We start from the raw sequence: 16,820 nt of genomic DNA on the forward strand, positions 1-16,820 counted from the left end.
CTTGAACTGGAACGAAGACCGACCACTATAAAGCGCCGCGGTTTTTTTTTCATCAGCAGGGCTGAAGAGGTAGCATAGGCGGCTATCCGAAAGCCTTGCCCCCAGGGAGTTGCCATGAGCATCGTCACCCGCGCAGCGATTGAAAACGTGCTGCGTCAGTACACCGACCCTTACCTCGAGCAGGACCCGGTCAGCGCCGGCTGCGTTGAAGCGGTTCGTATCGATGGCCCGCACGTAGAGGTCGATCTGTGCCTGGGTTACGCCGCCGGGCTGTTCCAGGCGGGTTGGGCGCAAACGCTTCAGATCGCTATCGAAGGCCTGGAAGGGGTGAGCCAGGCCAAGGTTCACGTGCGCTCCAGCATCCAGCCGCACAAGGCCCAGGCTCAGGTGCCGGCAATGGCAACCGTGAAGAACATCATCGCGGTCGCGTCCGGCAAAGGCGGGGTGGGTAAATCCACCACCGCAGCCAACCTGGCACTGGCGCTTGCCCGCGAGGGGGCCAGGGTGGGCATTCTCGATGCGGATATCTACGGCCCGAGCCAGGGCGTGATGTTTGGTATCCCCGAGGGTACGCGGCCCCAGGTACGCGAGCAGAAGTGGTTCGTCCCGCTGATGGCCCATGGGGTAGAGGTCATGTCCATGGCCTTTCTGACTGATGACAACACGCCGGTGGTGTGGCGGGGGCCGATGGTGTCCGGTGCCTTGCTGCAGCTGATCACCCAGACCGCCTGGAATGACCTGGATTACCTGGTGATCGACATGCCCCCCGGCACGGGTGACATCCAGCTCACCCTGGCGCAGAAGGTCCCGGTGGCCGGTTCGGTGATCGTGACCACGCCGCAGGACCTGGCCCTGCTGGACGCCCGCAAGGGTGTCGAAATGTTCCGCAAGGTGCAGATCCCGGTATTGGGCGTGGTCGAGAACATGGCTGTGCACATTTGCTCGAACTGCGGCCATGCCGAGCACCTTTTCGGTGAAGGCGGCGGTTCGCGCCTGGCGGCAGAATACGGTGTGGAACTGCTCGCTTCGCTGCCCCTGTCGATGACCATCCGCGAACAGGCCGACAGCGGCAAGCCTACGGCGATCGCCGAACCCGACAGCCAGATCGCCATGGTTTACCAGGACCTGGCCCGCCGGGTGGGCGCTCGCATCGCCCGCGAGGCCGCGCAGGCTGAGCCGTTGCCGACCATCAGCGTGTCCGACGACTGATAACGCAGGCAATAAAAAACCCCGCCGAGGCGGGGTTTTTTTAGCGCTACCTCACCGAAGCGAGGTATTGCTCAAGTCAGGATTCAGGAAACCTTGACTTCTTCAGCTTGCATGCCCTTCTGGCCGCGGGTAGCGACGAAAGTCACTGCCTGGCCTTCTTTCAAGGACTTGAAGCCGTCGGACTGGATGGCTTTGAAGTGTACGAAGAGGTCGTCACCCGACTCAGGGGTGATGAAGCCGTAGCCTTTCTCGTCGTTGAACCACTTGACGGTGCCGTTTTGGCGATTGGACATGGTATGTCTCCTTGGACAAAGTTAACTGCGGCGCTGGAACAGCCCAGGCCGGAACTGAGTGCAAAGAGCATGAAAATTCTTGTTGATGATGAACATCCTGCAGTAATTCTCGGTGACAAAAGCAGCACAGTGGCGCCACCTTAAACCTTTTTCATCGGCCTGCCAATGTACTTTTCATCGGGCGCAGTGTGCAGTGGAATGAGCCATGACAGTGCCATCGGGCCCCGGTGCGCTTTGAACCCATGCCTCAGGCCCGGTAAGATGCACGGTACGTGTATTTCTACCCTTTCAGGACGCCCCCCATGAGCATCAAATCAGACAAGTGGATCCGCCGCATGGCGCAGGACCACGGCATGATCGAACCTTTCGTCGAGCGCCAGGTGCGTGGCGAAGGGGCCGACCGGGTGATTTCCTTCGGGGTGTCCAGCTACGGCTACGATGTGCGTTGCGCTGACGAATTCAAGGTATTCACCAACATCAACTCCGCCACGGTGGACCCGAAGAATTTCGACGAGAAAAGCTTCGTGGATATCAAGAGCGACGTGTGCATCATCCCGCCGAACTCGTTCGCTTTGGCCCGCACTGTCGAGTATTTCCGCATCCCCCGCAATGTGCTGACCATCTGCCTGGGCAAGAGCACCTATGCCCGTTGCGGGATCATCGTGAACGTGACCCCGCTGGAACCGGAGTGGGAAGGCCACGTCACCCTGGAGTTCTCCAACACTACAACGTTGCCGGCGAAGATCTACGCCAACGAGGGCGTGGCGCAGATGCTGTTCCTTGAGTCGGATGAAGAATGTGAAGTCTCGTACAAGGACCGGGGCGGAAAATACCAGGGCCAGCGCGGGGTTACGCTTCCGCGTACATGAAAACTTGCGCCGGGCCGACGAACCGGGGGAATTTGCCCCGGTTCTGCCACTCTACCGTGTGAACTCCCCGATTTTGTATTTCGAAACGGGCCCACGCTCAGGAGTGCCTATGAAAATCGACCCGACCATCAGTGCAAAGCTCGCCTCGCTGCGGCCGAACCATGTCGGCATGCTCGCTTGGTCGCTGCTTGCCAACCCCTCCGTCCTGCAGGCGGGAGGCGTGCCGGGGCAACCAGATCCTGACACACCCTACCAACAGCCAAGCGAACCCGGTGAACCTACCATCCCCGACCAACCGCCCCCTACGCCCGTAGCGTGATTTACGCAGGCTAGCCAGTTGAGGTAAAAGGGCTTCGCGATGAAGCCCTTTTACAATTCTCACAATCAAGGCCTGCCATGCGTGCTCAGATCCTGCCCAAGCGGTTCCTCGCTTCCTGCCTGTTCGCCATTTCCCTCATCCCCTTCGCCCAGGCCGCCGAGCCGCCGCCCAATCACCTGCAAGCCGTGCTGGATAGAGGCGTGCTGCGCGTAGGTACCACTGGCGATTACAAACCCTTCAGTTACAAGACACCCGACAACGGCCAGTACATCGGGCTGGACCTGGACATCGCGAAGGGCCTGGCCGACTCCCTCGGGGTAAAGCTGGAAGTGGTGCCTACCAGCTGGCCATCACTGATGACGGACCTCGCTGCAGACAAGTACGACTTGGCGCTGTCCGGCGTATCGGTAAACCTGGAACGGCAGAAAAAGGCATTTTTCTCGCTGCCCTATCAGCGCGACGGCAAGACGCCAATCACCCTGTGTGCCAACAAGGATCGCTATCAGACGCTGGCCCAGATCGACCAGCCGCAGGTAAAGGCGGTGGTTAACCCGGGCGGCACCAACGAGAAATTCGCCCGAGCCAACCTTAAGCAGGCGCAAATCCTGGTGCATCCGGACAACGTCACCATCTTCGAGCAGATTGTAGAGGGCAAGGCCGACCTGATGATGACCGACGCAGTAGAGACGCGCCTTCAACAGAAGCTGCATCCCGAGCTATGCGCGGTTCACCCCGATGCGCCGTTTGATTTCTCCGAGAAAGCAGCCTTGCTGCCTCAGGACGTTGCCCTGAAGGCTTACGTGGATCAATGGTTGCACCTGGAAATTTCCAGCGGCCGTTTCGACCAGCGCATGCAGCACTGGCTCGACTACCCCTGGCAGCCGGCGCGACAGTAACCATCGCGTTCCCATGCTTCGCCGCCCGTTGAAGGACCGTGCGGAGCACGGGAATGGTCGCAGGCTGCGCCTTACCCCGCCACCGGCCACACTTGCCCATCGCCCACCACAAACAACTTCACCCCAGGCTTGCGATCCACGGCGAACCCGCCAGTAAACGCGCCAAACGCGGGCAACAGGGTGACCTGTTGGCCCACATGAAAACAGGGTAGCCGCAGGCGCTGGCGGCCCGTGCCGGTGAGGAAAAACACCGGGTGCACGTGCCCGGCCAGTACATGACGTTCCGGGTGAGGGTGCGGCTCATGCTGCAGGGCCAGGTTGCCCAGCAGCAGTGGCTCGGCAACCACTTCGAAGCCCAGGTCGGGCGGTGGGTCTCCGGCGCGGTGGTCGTGGTTGCCCCGTATCAGCACAATCCGCAATGCCCGATTCGCCGCCCGCCATTCCCGCAGCTGGTTCAACGTACCGGCCGCGTGGGAACCGGGGCCGTGCAGAAAGTCGCCAAGGAAAATCAGCTGTTCCACGGGGTGGCGGTCGATTACCTGTTGCAGTACCGCCAGGTTGGTACCTGTGGTGCCGTGGGGCACGGGTTGGCCCAGGCTTCGATAGGCAGCTGCCTTGCCAAAGTGGGCGTCGGCGATCAGTAGCGCCCGTTGGCCGGGCCACCAGATGGCTTTCTCGCCCAGCAACCATAGCTGCTCCCCGGCTACTATCAACTCGCGGTCACCGCTCATGGTCGTACCTCTGGCCCGGCGGCTTTTTCAAGGTCGTTTACCATGCGTGCAATACGGTCTGCCAGCTTTTCGGAGCTCATGCTTTCGCGCATCCGCTCCACCAACAGCGGAAAACTCAGTGGGGTAGGGCGCTTCACCGTACGCAAGTCCAGCTGCCGCTCGGCGATCCGCTCAAGGGTGTGCTCCAGGCGCACCACATCCAGCTCCTGACGCAGCACCTCCTCCTGCGCCTGGGTCAGCAGCAGGTTGCCTGAGTCATATTGCTTGAACACTTCGAAGAACAACCCGCTGGAGGCCTGCACCTGCCGAGTGCTTTTCTGGGCACCGGGGTAGCCACCGAACACCAGCCCGGAAATACGCGCGATCTCACGGAAGCGTCGCAAAGCCAACTCACCGGCATTCAGGCTGGCCAAGGCATCTTCCAGTAACCCCACGGGCGATAACACTTCGCTGCTCAGCGCCTGCGCCCAGTCCACTTCGCTGGGGCTGAGCAATTCCAGGCCATAGTCGTTCACCGCGATAGAGAAGCTGGTGGGTCGCTGTTGCCCAAGACGCCAGGCGAGCAGGCTGGCCAGGCCCAGATGCACCAGGCGCCCGGCGAAGGGGTACAGGAACAAGTGCCAGCCCTCGCGGGACTTGAGGCTTTCGGCCAACAGGGTATGACGGGTGGGGAGGGCGGACCATTGTTGCTGCACCTCCAGCAACGGGCGTACCGCGCGCATCGGCGCGCTGGCGTAAATACCCTGGCTGGCATCGTCCAGTTTGGCGACCAAGGCATCGGCAAGTTCGCTGGACAGCGGCATGCGCCCGCCATTCCAGCGCGGCACGGACGGCTTCTTGCCGCTGCCACGCTTCACATAGGCAGTCATGTTTTCGACCCGCACCAACTCCAGCACCTTGCCAGCGAAGAGAAATGCCTCGCCGGGGCGTAGCCGCGCGATAAAACCCTCTTCCACGCTGCCCAATGATCGGCCCCCGCCGCCTTTGCTCCAGTATTTCAAATGCAGGCTTGCATCACTGACGATGGTGCCGATGCCCATGCGGTGACGACGGCCAATGCGCGCGTCGGGTACCCGCCAGATACCGTCGGCATCAGGCTCCACCCGGCGGTAATCCGGGTAGGCAGTGAGGCTGGCGCCGCCATGGCGAACGAAGGCCAGCGCCCAGGCCCATTCGTCATTGGTAAGGTGGCGATAAGCCCAGGCGCTGCGCACCTCTGCCAGCAGCGTTTCCGGAACGAAGCCGCCGCCCAGTGCGATGGTTACCAAGTGCTGCACCAGCACATCCAGCGGCTTCTCGGGGGATTCGCGAGGTTCGACCCGGCGCGCTTCGAGGGCGTCATGGGCCGCGGCGGCTTCCACCAGCTCCAGGCTGTGAGTAGGCACCAGCGTAACCCGCGAGGGCCGCCCGGGGGCGTGCCCGGACCGGCCGGCACGCTGGATCAACCGGGCCACGCCTTTGGCCGAGCCAATTTGCAGCACCCGCTCCACGGGCAGAAAGTCCACGCCCAGGTCCAGGCTTGAGGTACACACCACGGCCTTCAAATGCCCTTCTTTCAGAGCCATCTCCACCCACTCGCGCACCTCCCGCGACAGCGACCCATGGTGCAGCGCGATCAGCCCGGCCCATTCGGGCCGCGCTTCGAGAATGGCCTGATACCACACCTCCGATTGCGCCCGGGTATTGGTGAACACCAGGCTGCTCTGGCTTGCGGCCAACTGCTCCACCACTTGATCAAGCATGCGCAGGCCCATGTGCCCTGCCCAAGGAAAGCGTTCGATCGCGGCAGGGAGCAAGGTGTCCACCTGGATGACTTTGGCGGTGCCGCCTTCGATGCGCGTGCCACCGCCTTGGGGCAGCAACACCTGTTGGGCATGCTCAAGGTTGCCCAGGGTGGCGGAGATGCCCCACACGCGCAGGGCCGGGTTCCACTGGCGTAGCCGCGCCAGGGCCAGTTGCAGCTGCACGCCCCGCTTGTTGCCAAGCAGTTCGTGCCATTCGTCCACCACCACCATGCCCAGGGTGGCCAGCTCGTCGCGGGCGTGCTCGCGGGCGAGCATCAGCGTCAGGCTTTCGGGCGTGGTCACCAGCGCGCTCGGCAGGCGTCGGCCTTGGCGCGCCCGCTCGGCGCTGCTGGTATCGCCCGTACGCAGCCCAACGGTCCAGTTGATCTCCAGCGCTTCCACAGGCGCGATCAAAGCCCGGTGCGTATCTGCCGCCAGCGCTCGCATGGGGGTAATCCACAGCACCCGCAACGGGGCAGCCACCTTGCGCCTGGCAGTGATCGGCGGTGCCTCCGGGGCGAAGGCTTGCAGCGCCGCGAACCACACGGCGTAGGTTTTGCCTGAGCCCGTGCTGGCGTGCAGCAGCCCGGACTCGCCACGGGCACTGGCTGCCCAAAGGGCCTTCTGAAAGGGAAAGGGTTTCCAGCCGCAGGCAGCGAACCAGGCTTTGGCGTAATCGGGGGGGCGTGGCATGAGGGGCGGCGTGGCTCCGAAGGCTTTCTTCAGTGACCACGCCAGCAACGGATTCGTTTAACCGTTACTTCAGGTTGCCACTGAGGAACTGGCGCAGGCGCTCGCTTTTCGGGTTGCCCAGCACGTCTGCAGGGACGCCTTGTTCTTCCACGCGGCCCTGGTGCAGGAACAGCACCTGGCTCGATACCTGGCGGGCGAACGCCATTTCGTGGGTCACCATGATCATGGTGCGGCCTTCCTCGGCCAGGCCCTGAATCACCTTCAGCACTTCACCCACCAGTTCCGGGTCCAGCGCGGAGGTGGGCTCGTCGAACAGCATCACCTCCGGCTCCATGGCCAGCGCCCGGGCAATGGCCACGCGCTGCTGCTGGCCACCGGAGAGGAACGCCGGGTACTGATCGGCCACGCGGGCAGGCAGGCCAACCTTGTCCAGATAGGCGCGGGCGCGGGTTTCAGCCTCTTGCTTGCTCACGCCCAACACCCGCCGTGGCGCCATGGTGACGTTTTCCAGCACCGTCATGTGGCTCCACAGGTTGAAGTGCTGGAACACCATGGCCAGGCGAGTCCGCAGCCGCTGCAGTTCGGCAGGGTCGGCCACGTGCAGGCCGTGGGTGGTTTCCCGCATACCGATCACGTTGCCGTCCAGGCTCATGGCGCCGGCGTTGGGCGTTTCCAGAAAATTGATGCAGCGCAGGAACGTGCTCTTGCCCGAGCCGCTCGCGCCGATCAGGCAGATCACATCACCCGTGCGGGCTTTCAACGAGACGCCCTTGAGCACTTCGTTGTCGCCGTAGCGCTTGTGCAGGTCGTCGATGGTCAGTTTGTACATGCGCGTGGCGCCCTCAAGGAGAAAGGAGATAACCGCTGCGGTAGGCTTCGGGCCCGGCGATCCGAGCGACCACCATGCCGGCGGTGGCCATGCGCCGCAGCGAACGGGCGTAGAGCAACCCGGGCTTTTCGTTGTGCACCTGGGTAACGCGATCGGTCAGTGGGTCGATGATCTCGGCGATCAGCTGGCCCGCCTCAAGGTATTCACCGGGCATGCAGCAGAACACCAGGATGCCACCCACTGGCGTGCTCACCGGCTCCACACCGGCCAGCGGGGTCGCGGGGTAAAGCAGCTCGGGCTGGTCCATCGGCGTGCTGTCGATAGCGCCGTACTGCTCCAGGTAGCTGATGATGGCCTGAGCGTCGCGGCTGGCAAGGGCATGGTTCACATCCACCTGACCGCGCAGCTCGATGGTTACCGAGAAGCTGCCCTGCGGGATCGGGAAGCGCTCGGCGAAGCGCATCCCTAGCTTGTGCCATACCAGGCTGAAGCATTCATCGAACGATTGCCCGCCCGAATCGGTGGCCAGCAAGTTGGCCTGTGAGCCCAGGTAACGGGCCAGCGGCTCGACCTTGGGCCACGCGTCGGGCGTGGTGTAGAGGTGTTCGACCGCTTCGAAGTCGCAGTGAAGGTCGAGTACCATTTCGGCATCGCAAGCCAGCCGCTGCAAGGTAAGGCGCTGGGATTGCAACTGGGTGGTCGCGGATTGAGCGTACAGGCCACGCCGCAGCGCATCACGGATCAGCTGTACGTTCTGCTCCGCGTCGGCGCTCAACGAGGCTTCGATCTCGTCGCCCACCTGCTCGCTGAGGTCCACGAACCAGCGGTTGAAGTTCTCGCCGCTTTCCAGCTCGTAGCGGCCCAGGGGCGTGTCCATGAGGATCTGCTCCAGGCCCACCGGGTTGGCGACCGGTACCAGCACGATCTCACGGCGCAGGCGGCCGGCCTGCTCCAGTTCGTTGAAGCGCTGCTTGAGGTACCAGGCCACCAGCATGCCGGGGATCTCATCGGCGTGCAGGGACGCCTGGATGTAGATCTTGCCCTGGCCTTCGGGGCCGAAATGGAAGCTCTCGATGGCCCGCGCGGTGCCGGGCAGCGGCGCGAGCAATTCGTGGCGTTGCTGTTTCATCGGATCTCCTTATCGGGCCGGGCCAAGGAAGGCCAGCCAGCGGCGTTCGGCGAGGCGGAACAGCCCAACCAGGGTAAAGGTGACAACCAGGTACAGCAGTGCGGCGATCCCGAACGACTCGAAGGTCATGTAGGTGGCCGAGTTGGCGTCCCGCGCAACCTTGAGGATGTCCGGCACGGTGGCGGTGAAGGCGACCGTGGTGGAGTGAAGCATCAGGATCACTTCGTTGCTGTAGAAAGGCAGCGAACGGCGCAACACCGACGGCATGATCACATGGGCATACAGCTTGAAGCCGCTGAGGCCATACGCCTTGGCTGCTTCGATTTCACCGTGGGCCATGCTGCGGATGGCGCCGGCGAAGATTTCCGTGGTGTAGGCGCAAGTGTTCAGGGCAAACGCCAGGATGGTGCAGTTCATGGCGTTGCGGAAGAACTCATTGAGCAGCGGTTGATCGCGCACGCCCTCCAGGCTGTAGATGCCGGTGTAGCAGATCAGCAACTGGATGTAGAGCGGCGTACCGCGGAACACATACGTGTAGAACTGCACCGGCCAGCGAATCCAGCACTTGTTCGACACGCGGGCGATGGACAAGGGGATCGATACCACAAAGCCAATGGCGATGGAGGCGCTGAGCAGCCACAGGGTCATCGCCAGCCCGGTCACGTTCACGCCATCGGTGTAAAGGAAGGGGCGCCAGTAGTCGCCAATCAGCTCGCTCAGCGGGCCCCAGTAGTTCTGCAGTGCCTCGATCATCGGACGGCCTCCCGGGTGCCTGCGTTGAACCGGCGCTCCAGCCGGCGCAGCACGAAGTTCGAGGCGCTGGTGATCAGCAGGTAGATAAGCCCGGCGAGCACGAGGAAGTAGAACAGCTGATAGGTGCTCTTGCCGGCGTCCTGCGCAGCTTTTACCAGGTCTGCCAGGCCAATGATCGATACCAGCGCGGTGGCTTTGAGCATGACCATCCAGTTGTTACCGATGCCCGGCAGGGCGTAACGCATCATCTGCGGGAAGATCACATAGCGAAAACGCTGCCCACGGGACAGGCCGTAAGCGGTGGCGGCTTCCTGCTGGCCACGAGGTACCGCGAGAATGGCGCCACGGAAGGTTTCGGTGAAATACGCCCCATAGATGAAACCCAGAGTGATGACCCCGGCGGCGAAGGGGTTGATCTCGATGTACTCCCATTCCATGGCGTCGGTGAACAGGGTGAGCCAGATCTGCAGGCTGTAGAAAATCAGCAGCATCAGTACCAGGTCGGGCACACCGCGAATCAGGGTGGTGTAGATCTGCGCGCACACGCGAAAGGCGGCCACGCTGGAAAGCTTCGCGCTCGCGCCGATCAGGCCGAGGGAGACGGCCACCAGCAGCGACAGCAACGAGAGTTTTACAGTCATCCAGGTGCCCTCGAGGAGGAGGGGGCCGAAGCCTTTCAGACTGAATGCCGAGAGCCCCAGGCTCTGCAACAAATGATCAAGCATGTATCAACCCTTTACAGTCGATAAAGGCGCCCGCCCGCGCCGCGAACGCCTGGCCGAAACCAGCGTGCGGGCGCGAGCGGGCGCCGTTTGGGAAGGCTTACTTACCGCTGTACAGGTTCAGGTCGCCGAAGTGTTTCTTCTGGATGTCTTCGTAGGTGCCGTCCTTGTGCAGCGCCTCGATGCCCTTGTTCAGCAGGGCCTGAAGTTCCTTGTTGCCTTTCTTGATGCCTACCGCGGTCTTGGCCGGCAGGTGCTCTTCGTTGACGATCGGCTCGCTCACCGCGTAGTCGGCGCCCTGTGGGGACTTGAGGAAGCCGAGTTCGGCTTGCAGCATGTCCTGGATGGAGGCATCGAGGCGGCCCGATACCAGGTCGGCGTATACCTGATCCTGGTTCTGGTAGGCCTGGGTTTTCACGCCCGCCTTGTCCAGCACGGCCTTGGCATAGGCTTCCTGAATGGTGCCTTGCTCGTAGCCCACGGTTTTACCCTTGAGTGCTTCGAGGGTGAGCGTGGTGCCTTTCTTGCCAACATAAGCGGTTGGGCCAGAGAACAACTCGTCCGAGAAATCGATGGCCTTGGCACGCGCCTGGGTTACGGTCATCGAAGAAATCACGCCGTCGAACTTGTTCGCCTTCAGGCCGGGGATCATCCCGTCGAAGTCGCTTTCAACCCACTTGCAGGTGACCTTCAGTTCTTTACAGATGGCATTGCCCAGGTCGACATCGAAACCGACCAGGCTGCCGTCGGCGGCCTTGGACTCGAACGGTGCATAGGAAGGATCAACGCCGAAACGCAGCTCTTTATAGTCCTTGGCCATTGCGCCGCCAGCAGACAGACAAAGCGCCAGAGCGGAAAGGGTCAGCCATGTTTTTTTCATTTGCGGTCCTTAAAGACGAAGGTTTTTGCCAGAAGGTACAGCGTTACCGGCGGGTGCCAGACATCATTGTGATAGCAATATTCGCACCATGGTCCCTGAGGGGCAGGCCGCCGAGGCGCATGGCAATCCCTTTGCGTCGCAGTTCTGACCGAACCGGTGCCCCGAAGGGGTCAACCGCCTTGCGCCATTACGAGGCAGAGGGTTTCGGCGGCGCTATTGTGGTGCGAGGCGGGGCTCAACTCAACAGGTCTTGTAACGTTGCGAGACTATCGGCCTCATCCACGGGCTTATCGTGACGCCAGCGGAGCATGCGCGGAAAACGCACGGCGATCCCGCTTTTATGGCGTTTTGACAGGGCAATGCCTTCAAATCCAAGCTCGAACACCAATGTAGGGGTAACACTTCGCACCGGGCCGAACTTCTCCACAGTGGTGCGACGAATGATCGCATCCACCTGGCGCATTTCGGCATCGGTCAGCCCCGAATACGCCTTGGCGAAGGGCACCAGGGTGCGCTCGGTTCCCGGTGGGCCGTCCCACACCGCAAAGGTGTAGTCGGTATACAGGCTGGCGCGGCGACCATGCCCGGCCTGGGCATAAATGAGCACCGCGTCCACGGTGAAGGGGTCGACCTTCCATTTCCACCACACGCCCATGTCTTTGGTACGGCCCACGCCATAAAGCGCATCGCGTGCCTTGAGCATCATGCCTTCCACACCCAGCCGCCGGGAGGCTTCGCGCTGTTGGGCAAGGTGGGCCCAGCTGTCGCCCTGCAGTACCGGCGACAGATGCAGCACAGGGCTGGTTGCGTGCCCACACACTTGCTCGAGCATGTCACGACGGTTCGCCTGTGGCTGGCTGCGCCAATCCTTGCCCTCGTGTTCGAGCAGGTCATACGCCAGCAACGCCACCGGAATATCGTCCAGCAATTTACGGCTCAAGGTCTTTCGGCCGATGCGCTGTTGCAGCAACGCGAACGGTTGCACCGACGGCGGTTCGTCCTCGGTGCCCTCAGAGGCTTTCCACACCACGATCTCTCCGTCGATCACGGTGCCGTCGGGAAGGCAGGTGAGTGCTTGAAACTCCGGGAAGCGATCCGTGACGAGTTCTTCGCCCCGGGACCATACCCAGAGGTGGCCGTCACGCTTTACGATTTGAGCGCGAATACCGTCCCACTTCCATTCCACTTGCCATTGGTCACATGGCCCTAGAAGGGTATCGAACTGCTCCACCGGTTGCTGCAGGGCGTGGGCGAGAAAGAAGGGGTAGGGCTGCCCGCCGCGTTGGGCATGTTCGTCATCGCTCTCGGCGGCGATCAGCTTGAGGTAGCCCTCGGCAGTAGGGCGGTGGGAGAGGTCGGTGTAGCCCACCAGGCGTTGCGCCACGCGCTTGCTGTCCAGCCCGGCCAGTTGAGCCAGCGCCCGGGTGACCAGCAGCTTGGACACCCCGACCCGGAAGCTGCCGGTGATCAGCTTGAGGCACACCATCAGGCTTTGCCGGTCCAGTTGCAGCCACAAGGGCGGCAGGCGTTGGGTCAGTTCTTCGGGTGGCAGCCCGCGCAAGGGCAGCAGCTCATGCTCCATCCACCACGCCAGGCCCGCTTCGCTGCTATGGGGGGAATCCGGTAACACCAGCGACACGGTTTCGGCGAGGTCGCCTACGGCCTGGTAACTTTCTTCGAACAGCCATTCCGGCAGGCCTGACAAGCCGATGGCCAGCTCCCTCAACAGGCGAGTGGGCACCAGTTGGCGTGGTCGGCCGCCGGACAGGAAATACACAGCCCAGGCGGCATCCTCGGGCGCGGCTTCGGCAAAGTAGGCTTGCAGGGCGGCCAGCTTGGCGTTGCTGGAGGTAGTTGCATCGAGCTCGGCATAAAGGCTGGCGAAGGCTTTCATTCTGGCTGGGGCTCCGTGGCGGCTTCGTCCTCGTCACCGTATTCGGTGGTAAAGCCTTGAGCATCCAGCCCTTGGTCGCACAGGTAGCGCACCAGTACGTTCACCGAACCATGGGTCACCATCACCCGTTGCGCGCCGGTTTGTTCGATGGCCCACAACAGGCCTGGCCAGTCGGCGTGGTCCGACAGCACGAAGCCCCGGTCCACTCCGCGCCGGCGACGGGTGCCACGCAAGCGCATCCAGCCGCTGGCGAAAGCATCGCTGTAGTCGCCAAAGCGGCGCATCCACGTGCTGCCACCCGCGGAGGGCGGCGCCACGATCAACGCCGAACGCAGGGCCTCGTCGGTTTTCTTGAAGTCACCGGCGTAGTGGGTGGGAGGAATGTGCACCCCGGCATCGCGGTACACCCGGTTCAAGGGCTCGACTGAGCCATGGGTGAGGATCGGCCCGATGCTGGCATCAATGCCATGCAGCAGGCGCTGGGCCTTGCCGAAGGCATAACAGAACAGCACGCTGGCCTTGCCCGACGCCGCGTTCCCTCGCCACCACTGGTTCACCTCCTCGAAAATCTCTGCCTGCGGCTGCCAGCGGTAGATCGGCAAGCCGAAGGTGGATTCGGTAATGAAGGTATGGCAGCGCACCGGCTCGAAGGGCGCACAGGTACCGTCCGGTTCCACCTTGTAGTCCCCGGAAGCGACCCACACCTCGCCTTTGTATTCCAGCCTCACCTGGGCTGAGCCCAACACGTGCCCGGCAGGATGAAGGCTGATCGTCACCCCGTTGTGCACCAACTGCTCGCCGTAGGCCAGGGTTTGCAGGTTGATGTCCGCACCCAGCCGGGAGCGGAGAATGCCAGCGCCAATTTCGGTCGCCAGGTAATGCCCATTGCCCGTGCGAGCATGGTCACCATGGCCGTGGGTTATCACCGAGCGAGGCACCGGCCGCCACGGGTCGATGTAAAAATCACCGGCCGTGCAATACAAGCCTTCGGGGCGTGCGATAACAAGGTCCATGGGCGGCTTCGCTGACAGGGGCTTGTTTGTTCAGAGCGGTGGGGGTTGGGGGAAGTTGCACTGAGTGGTGTCTTGTGACCAGGAGGCGGAGGTCTATTCGCGAGCTTCGCCGGATGGCCGGCCCCGCCGCTACCTACCGGCCGGATTCGGTAGGAAGCGGGCGTTAGCTCGCGAATAAGGCGCCGCCTATACCGCAGCCAAGTGCTCACCATGCGCTTCACCCAGGAGCGTGACTTGCGGCGCGGCCGCATCGGCGAATACGAAACTACCCGCGTCCATGGCATTGACCAGGTTACCGCTCAGGCCGACTTCGAAGCGGTGTCCGCTGGCGTTCAGGTCCAGATCCTTCACGTAAGTGCGATCGGTATCAGCACTGTAGGCCAGCAGCAGGGTGCCGTTGTGCCCGTCACCTAGCCCGGTGTAGCCCGGTGCCGCGACGTCGATAAGGTCCTTGGTGGGGTTGAAGTCGGTGATCAGGTCGTTGGCGCCGTGGTAGCTATCCTCCAGCTGTGTATAGCGGAAGGTGTCTGCCCCGGTTCCGCCGGTCAGTGTGTCGCGCCCCAAGCCGCCGGTGATAATGCTATCGCCGGTAGACAGGGTAAGAATGTCGTTGCCCCCCAGGCCGTCGAAGTCACCACCGCTGTAATAACTCGATAGCGTAAGTACATCCTTGTCGTCGGTGGCGGTATACCAATTTTGGTAACTCGGCAACGGCGCAACCGTGGGGGCGAAGATAATGGCCTCCATGAGTTCGGCCGTGCCCAGAACGGGGTCAATGAGTGTGAAGGAAAACCGATTGCCGTCGGCGTCGGCGTCCAGTGACTGCACGCGCCATACGTCGTCCTGGATGTCTAGGGTAAGGGTGCCGTCGTGGCCATTGCCCATGCCGATGAACCCCAGTTCCGATACGTCGATGCGGTCGTTAGATAAACCAGACTTGTAATCCGTGATGCGGTCCTCGGAAGCGATCCCTGTTCCGTCATTGACGAAGCTGTCGCTCACCTGATGGTAAACGAACACGTCCGCGCCACCGCCGCCGGTGAGGGTGTCCGCGCCCGCACCGCCGTCCAGTTGCCCATTGCCACGGCCGCCTTCGAGTACGTCATCGCCAGCCCCGCCCCGGATGAGTCCACCATCCAAGGTGCCGAGCCAACTCAGGGTGTCATCGCCAGCCGTGCCTTCATGCAGCGGTATGAACTTGCTGTCGGTAAGGCGCGTGCGGAAATCCCCGTGCAGCGCCAGGCGAAAATCCTCGCTGCCATCGGCTGCAAAATGCGTGAGGTAGGTGCGGTGTTCGCCGGCCACGTAGCTCAGCGCGACCGAGCCGTCGCGCCCATCCCCCAAATGGTCGATGCCCAAGGCGCTCAGGTCGAGCCTGTCCCCGGTCACCGAAAAGTCGGTGATCACATCCAGTTGCTCGCGGGTACTGTCGGCCAGTTGGTTGAACACAAAGGTGTCCTTGCCAGTGCCGCCGCTAAGGGTATCTGCACCAAGGCCGCCGTCCAGCCGATCCACACGGCGGCCTCCTTCCAGAACATCGTCGCCCGCATAGCCGTAGAGGGTGTCAACGGCGGAGCTGCCACTCAGTGCGTCATCGCTCGAAGTACCGTAGACACGGTTTGTCCCGCCGGACCAAGAGTGCGTGTTGCCTGCTACATCGATTCCCCCCGCCAGGTTCTGTAACACGTTGCTGTAGATGTGATGGTATTGAGAGCTCTGAGTGTCATTGTCCACTACCGCGGCGGCGCTGCTGCCGTCGCCTGCCAGGTTGTTGTAGGTGATGGTGAGGTGGTTATCGGCGTTCACCACTTCTCCGCTCGCGAGGGTGTTACCTGTAACCACGATTTGCGCGTCGCCATTCTGGCCATTATTGTAAATCGATGAGTAGGTAACCGTTGCGTGGCGAGTGCCTTCGAGGCGCACGCCGGCACCGGTATTGTCGTGGATGTCCATGTTATCGATGAATCCCAACGAAAACCCACGTCTCACCAGGCCCGCGCCGCCGTTCTCGTAAAAGGTGCCGCTGTTTATGTAGCCGCCGTAGAAGCCACCACTCGGTATGCTGACTATCTCTTCGAGCACCATGCCGTTGCCAGCGTTGCCGTGGGCCACATTGGAATTCGCGGCGATACGGTAGCCCGAGTACTGGAGGTCGAAGCCGTCCCCGCCGTTATTGGCCGCTTCGTTGTCGTAGAAGCCTGCTTTGCCTGTGCCATCGAAGAGGGTGGCGAAGCCGGCGCCAAGGTTGTCGGTAGCGAGGCTGTCTTCAACGATCAGGCCGGTGGTTTTTGCCAAGGCATGCAAACCGTCGCCGCTCAGCTCGGTAAAGGTCACCTGGCTCACTGTGATGGCGCTGGTATGGAATGCCGAGCCATTCTCGGCACCGGTGATTAAACCGTTCACAGTACCTTCCGTTTGGGCCTGGTTGCCGTCCAGGGTAAGGCGTGTAAGGGCAGCGTCCGCGGTGTTGTGAACGCTAGAAGTACGCACCATCGCGTCGATATCGCCAGTACTGCCGTCCTTGAGTTTCAAGGTGGTGAGGTTCTGGCCTTCGCCGGCAAGGGTGACATTGCTCTCCAAGGTGAGGCAGCCACCGTCAGCATTAGCGCCGCTGATAATGAAGGTGCCTTTGGGTACATAAACTTCGCCGCCCCCGGCCTTGAACGCGGCGTTGATCGCCAGCTGGATGGCGTGGGTATCGTCGCTGACGCCGTCGCCCTTGGCGCCGAAGTCCATCACATTGAAGCGGGTGGTCATGGAGGGTGCCCTGCCTGATGGAGTCGTCCATGACTCTAGCAGGGCTGTG

At 62.3% G+C, this 16,820-nt stretch carries 15 protein-coding genes; 4 read left to right on the forward strand and 11 right to left on the reverse strand.

From position 1 onward, the window contains the following. The first annotated feature begins 114 nt into the window (after positions 1-114). Positions 115-1,209, forward strand: a complete 1,095-nt coding sequence (gene apbC, locus AC3Z8Y_RS05010) for an iron-sulfur cluster carrier protein ApbC (RefSeq protein WP_490088702.1) — start codon at positions 115-117, stop codon at positions 1,207-1,209. An 83-nt stretch (positions 1,210-1,292) separates the two neighbouring features. Here apbC and AC3Z8Y_RS05015 read toward each other — a convergent pair whose 3' ends face one another. After that, complete coding sequence (locus AC3Z8Y_RS05015) at positions 1,293-1,502, reverse strand: cold-shock protein (protein ID WP_490088703.1); 210 nt, start codon at positions 1,500-1,502, stop codon at positions 1,293-1,295. A gap of 302 nt (positions 1,503-1,804) precedes the next feature. Between AC3Z8Y_RS05015 and dcd the strand changes: the two genes are divergently transcribed. The 3 genes from dcd to AC3Z8Y_RS05030 all read left to right on the forward strand — a co-directional run bounded on the left by dcd (position 1,805) and on the right by AC3Z8Y_RS05030 (position 3,586). After that, on the forward strand, positions 1,805-2,371 hold the full coding sequence (gene dcd / locus AC3Z8Y_RS05020; RefSeq protein ID WP_181117303.1) for a dCTP deaminase: 567 nt from the start codon (positions 1,805-1,807) through the stop codon (positions 2,369-2,371). 109 nt (positions 2,372-2,480) lie between these two features. Then, positions 2,481-2,690 (forward strand): hypothetical protein, encoded by a 210-nt coding sequence (locus AC3Z8Y_RS05025; protein WP_490088704.1) that lies wholly within the window; start codon positions 2,481-2,483, stop codon positions 2,688-2,690. A gap of 92 nt (positions 2,691-2,782) precedes the next feature. Further along, positions 2,783-3,586 carry a transporter substrate-binding domain-containing protein gene (locus AC3Z8Y_RS05030; RefSeq protein ID WP_490089940.1) on the forward strand — a complete coding sequence of 268 codons (804 nt, stop codon included), beginning with the start codon at positions 2,783-2,785 and terminating at the stop codon, positions 3,584-3,586. Between the two features lie 71 nt (positions 3,587-3,657). On the opposite strand, the gene pdeM is transcribed toward AC3Z8Y_RS05030, so the two are convergent. From pdeM to AC3Z8Y_RS05080, 10 genes are all read right to left on the reverse strand, one after another. Next, positions 3,658-4,317 (reverse strand): ligase-associated DNA damage response endonuclease PdeM, encoded by a 660-nt coding sequence (gene pdeM / locus AC3Z8Y_RS05035; protein WP_490088705.1) that lies wholly within the window; start codon positions 4,315-4,317, stop codon positions 3,658-3,660. Further along, positions 4,314-6,794: a ligase-associated DNA damage response DEXH box helicase gene (locus AC3Z8Y_RS05040; RefSeq protein ID WP_490088706.1), complete on the reverse strand. Its 2,481-nt coding sequence runs from the start codon at positions 6,792-6,794 to the stop codon at positions 4,314-4,316. Before AC3Z8Y_RS05040 ends, pdeM begins: the two co-directional genes overlap by 4 nt. 64 nt (positions 6,795-6,858) lie before the next feature. Continuing rightward, on the reverse strand, positions 6,859-7,623 hold the full coding sequence (locus AC3Z8Y_RS05045) for an ABC transporter ATP-binding protein (RefSeq protein WP_181117308.1): 765 nt from the start codon (positions 7,621-7,623) through the stop codon (positions 6,859-6,861). A 13-nt stretch (positions 7,624-7,636) separates the two neighbouring features. After that, entirely contained in the window at positions 7,637-8,752 is a 1,116-nt protein-coding gene (locus AC3Z8Y_RS05050; RefSeq protein WP_490088707.1) for a succinylglutamate desuccinylase/aspartoacylase family protein, read from the reverse strand. A 9-nt stretch (positions 8,753-8,761) separates the two neighbouring features. After that, positions 8,762-9,505 (reverse strand): ABC transporter permease, encoded by a 744-nt coding sequence (locus AC3Z8Y_RS05055; protein WP_490088708.1) that lies wholly within the window; start codon positions 9,503-9,505, stop codon positions 8,762-8,764. Then, positions 9,502-10,230 (reverse strand): ABC transporter permease, encoded by a 729-nt coding sequence (locus tag AC3Z8Y_RS05060; RefSeq protein ID WP_490088709.1) that lies wholly within the window; start codon positions 10,228-10,230, stop codon positions 9,502-9,504. The genes AC3Z8Y_RS05055 and AC3Z8Y_RS05060 overlap by 4 nt, the downstream gene beginning before the upstream one ends. 97 nt (positions 10,231-10,327) lie before the next feature. Next, positions 10,328-11,107 carry a transporter substrate-binding domain-containing protein gene (locus AC3Z8Y_RS05065; protein WP_490088710.1) on the reverse strand — a complete coding sequence of 260 codons (780 nt, stop codon included), beginning with the start codon at positions 11,105-11,107 and terminating at the stop codon, positions 10,328-10,330. A gap of 235 nt (positions 11,108-11,342) precedes the next feature. Next, positions 11,343-13,001 carry an ATP-dependent DNA ligase gene (locus tag AC3Z8Y_RS05070; RefSeq protein WP_490088711.1) on the reverse strand — a complete coding sequence of 553 codons (1,659 nt, stop codon included), beginning with the start codon at positions 12,999-13,001 and terminating at the stop codon, positions 11,343-11,345. Continuing rightward, on the reverse strand, positions 12,998-14,014 hold the full coding sequence (locus tag AC3Z8Y_RS05075; RefSeq protein ID WP_490088712.1) for a ligase-associated DNA damage response exonuclease: 1,017 nt from the start codon (positions 14,012-14,014) through the stop codon (positions 12,998-13,000). Before AC3Z8Y_RS05075 ends, AC3Z8Y_RS05070 begins: the two co-directional genes overlap by 4 nt. A gap of 186 nt (positions 14,015-14,200) precedes the next feature. Then, the gene (locus AC3Z8Y_RS05080) at positions 14,201-16,771 is read right to left on the reverse strand and encodes a M10 family metallopeptidase C-terminal domain-containing protein (RefSeq protein WP_490088713.1); all 2,571 of its coding nucleotides are present in this window, start codon (positions 16,769-16,771) and stop codon (positions 14,201-14,203) included. Positions 16,772-16,820: the final 49 nt, after the last annotated feature.

This window comes from Pseudomonas sp. 3MAES_34.3B (genome assembly GCF_058145875.1).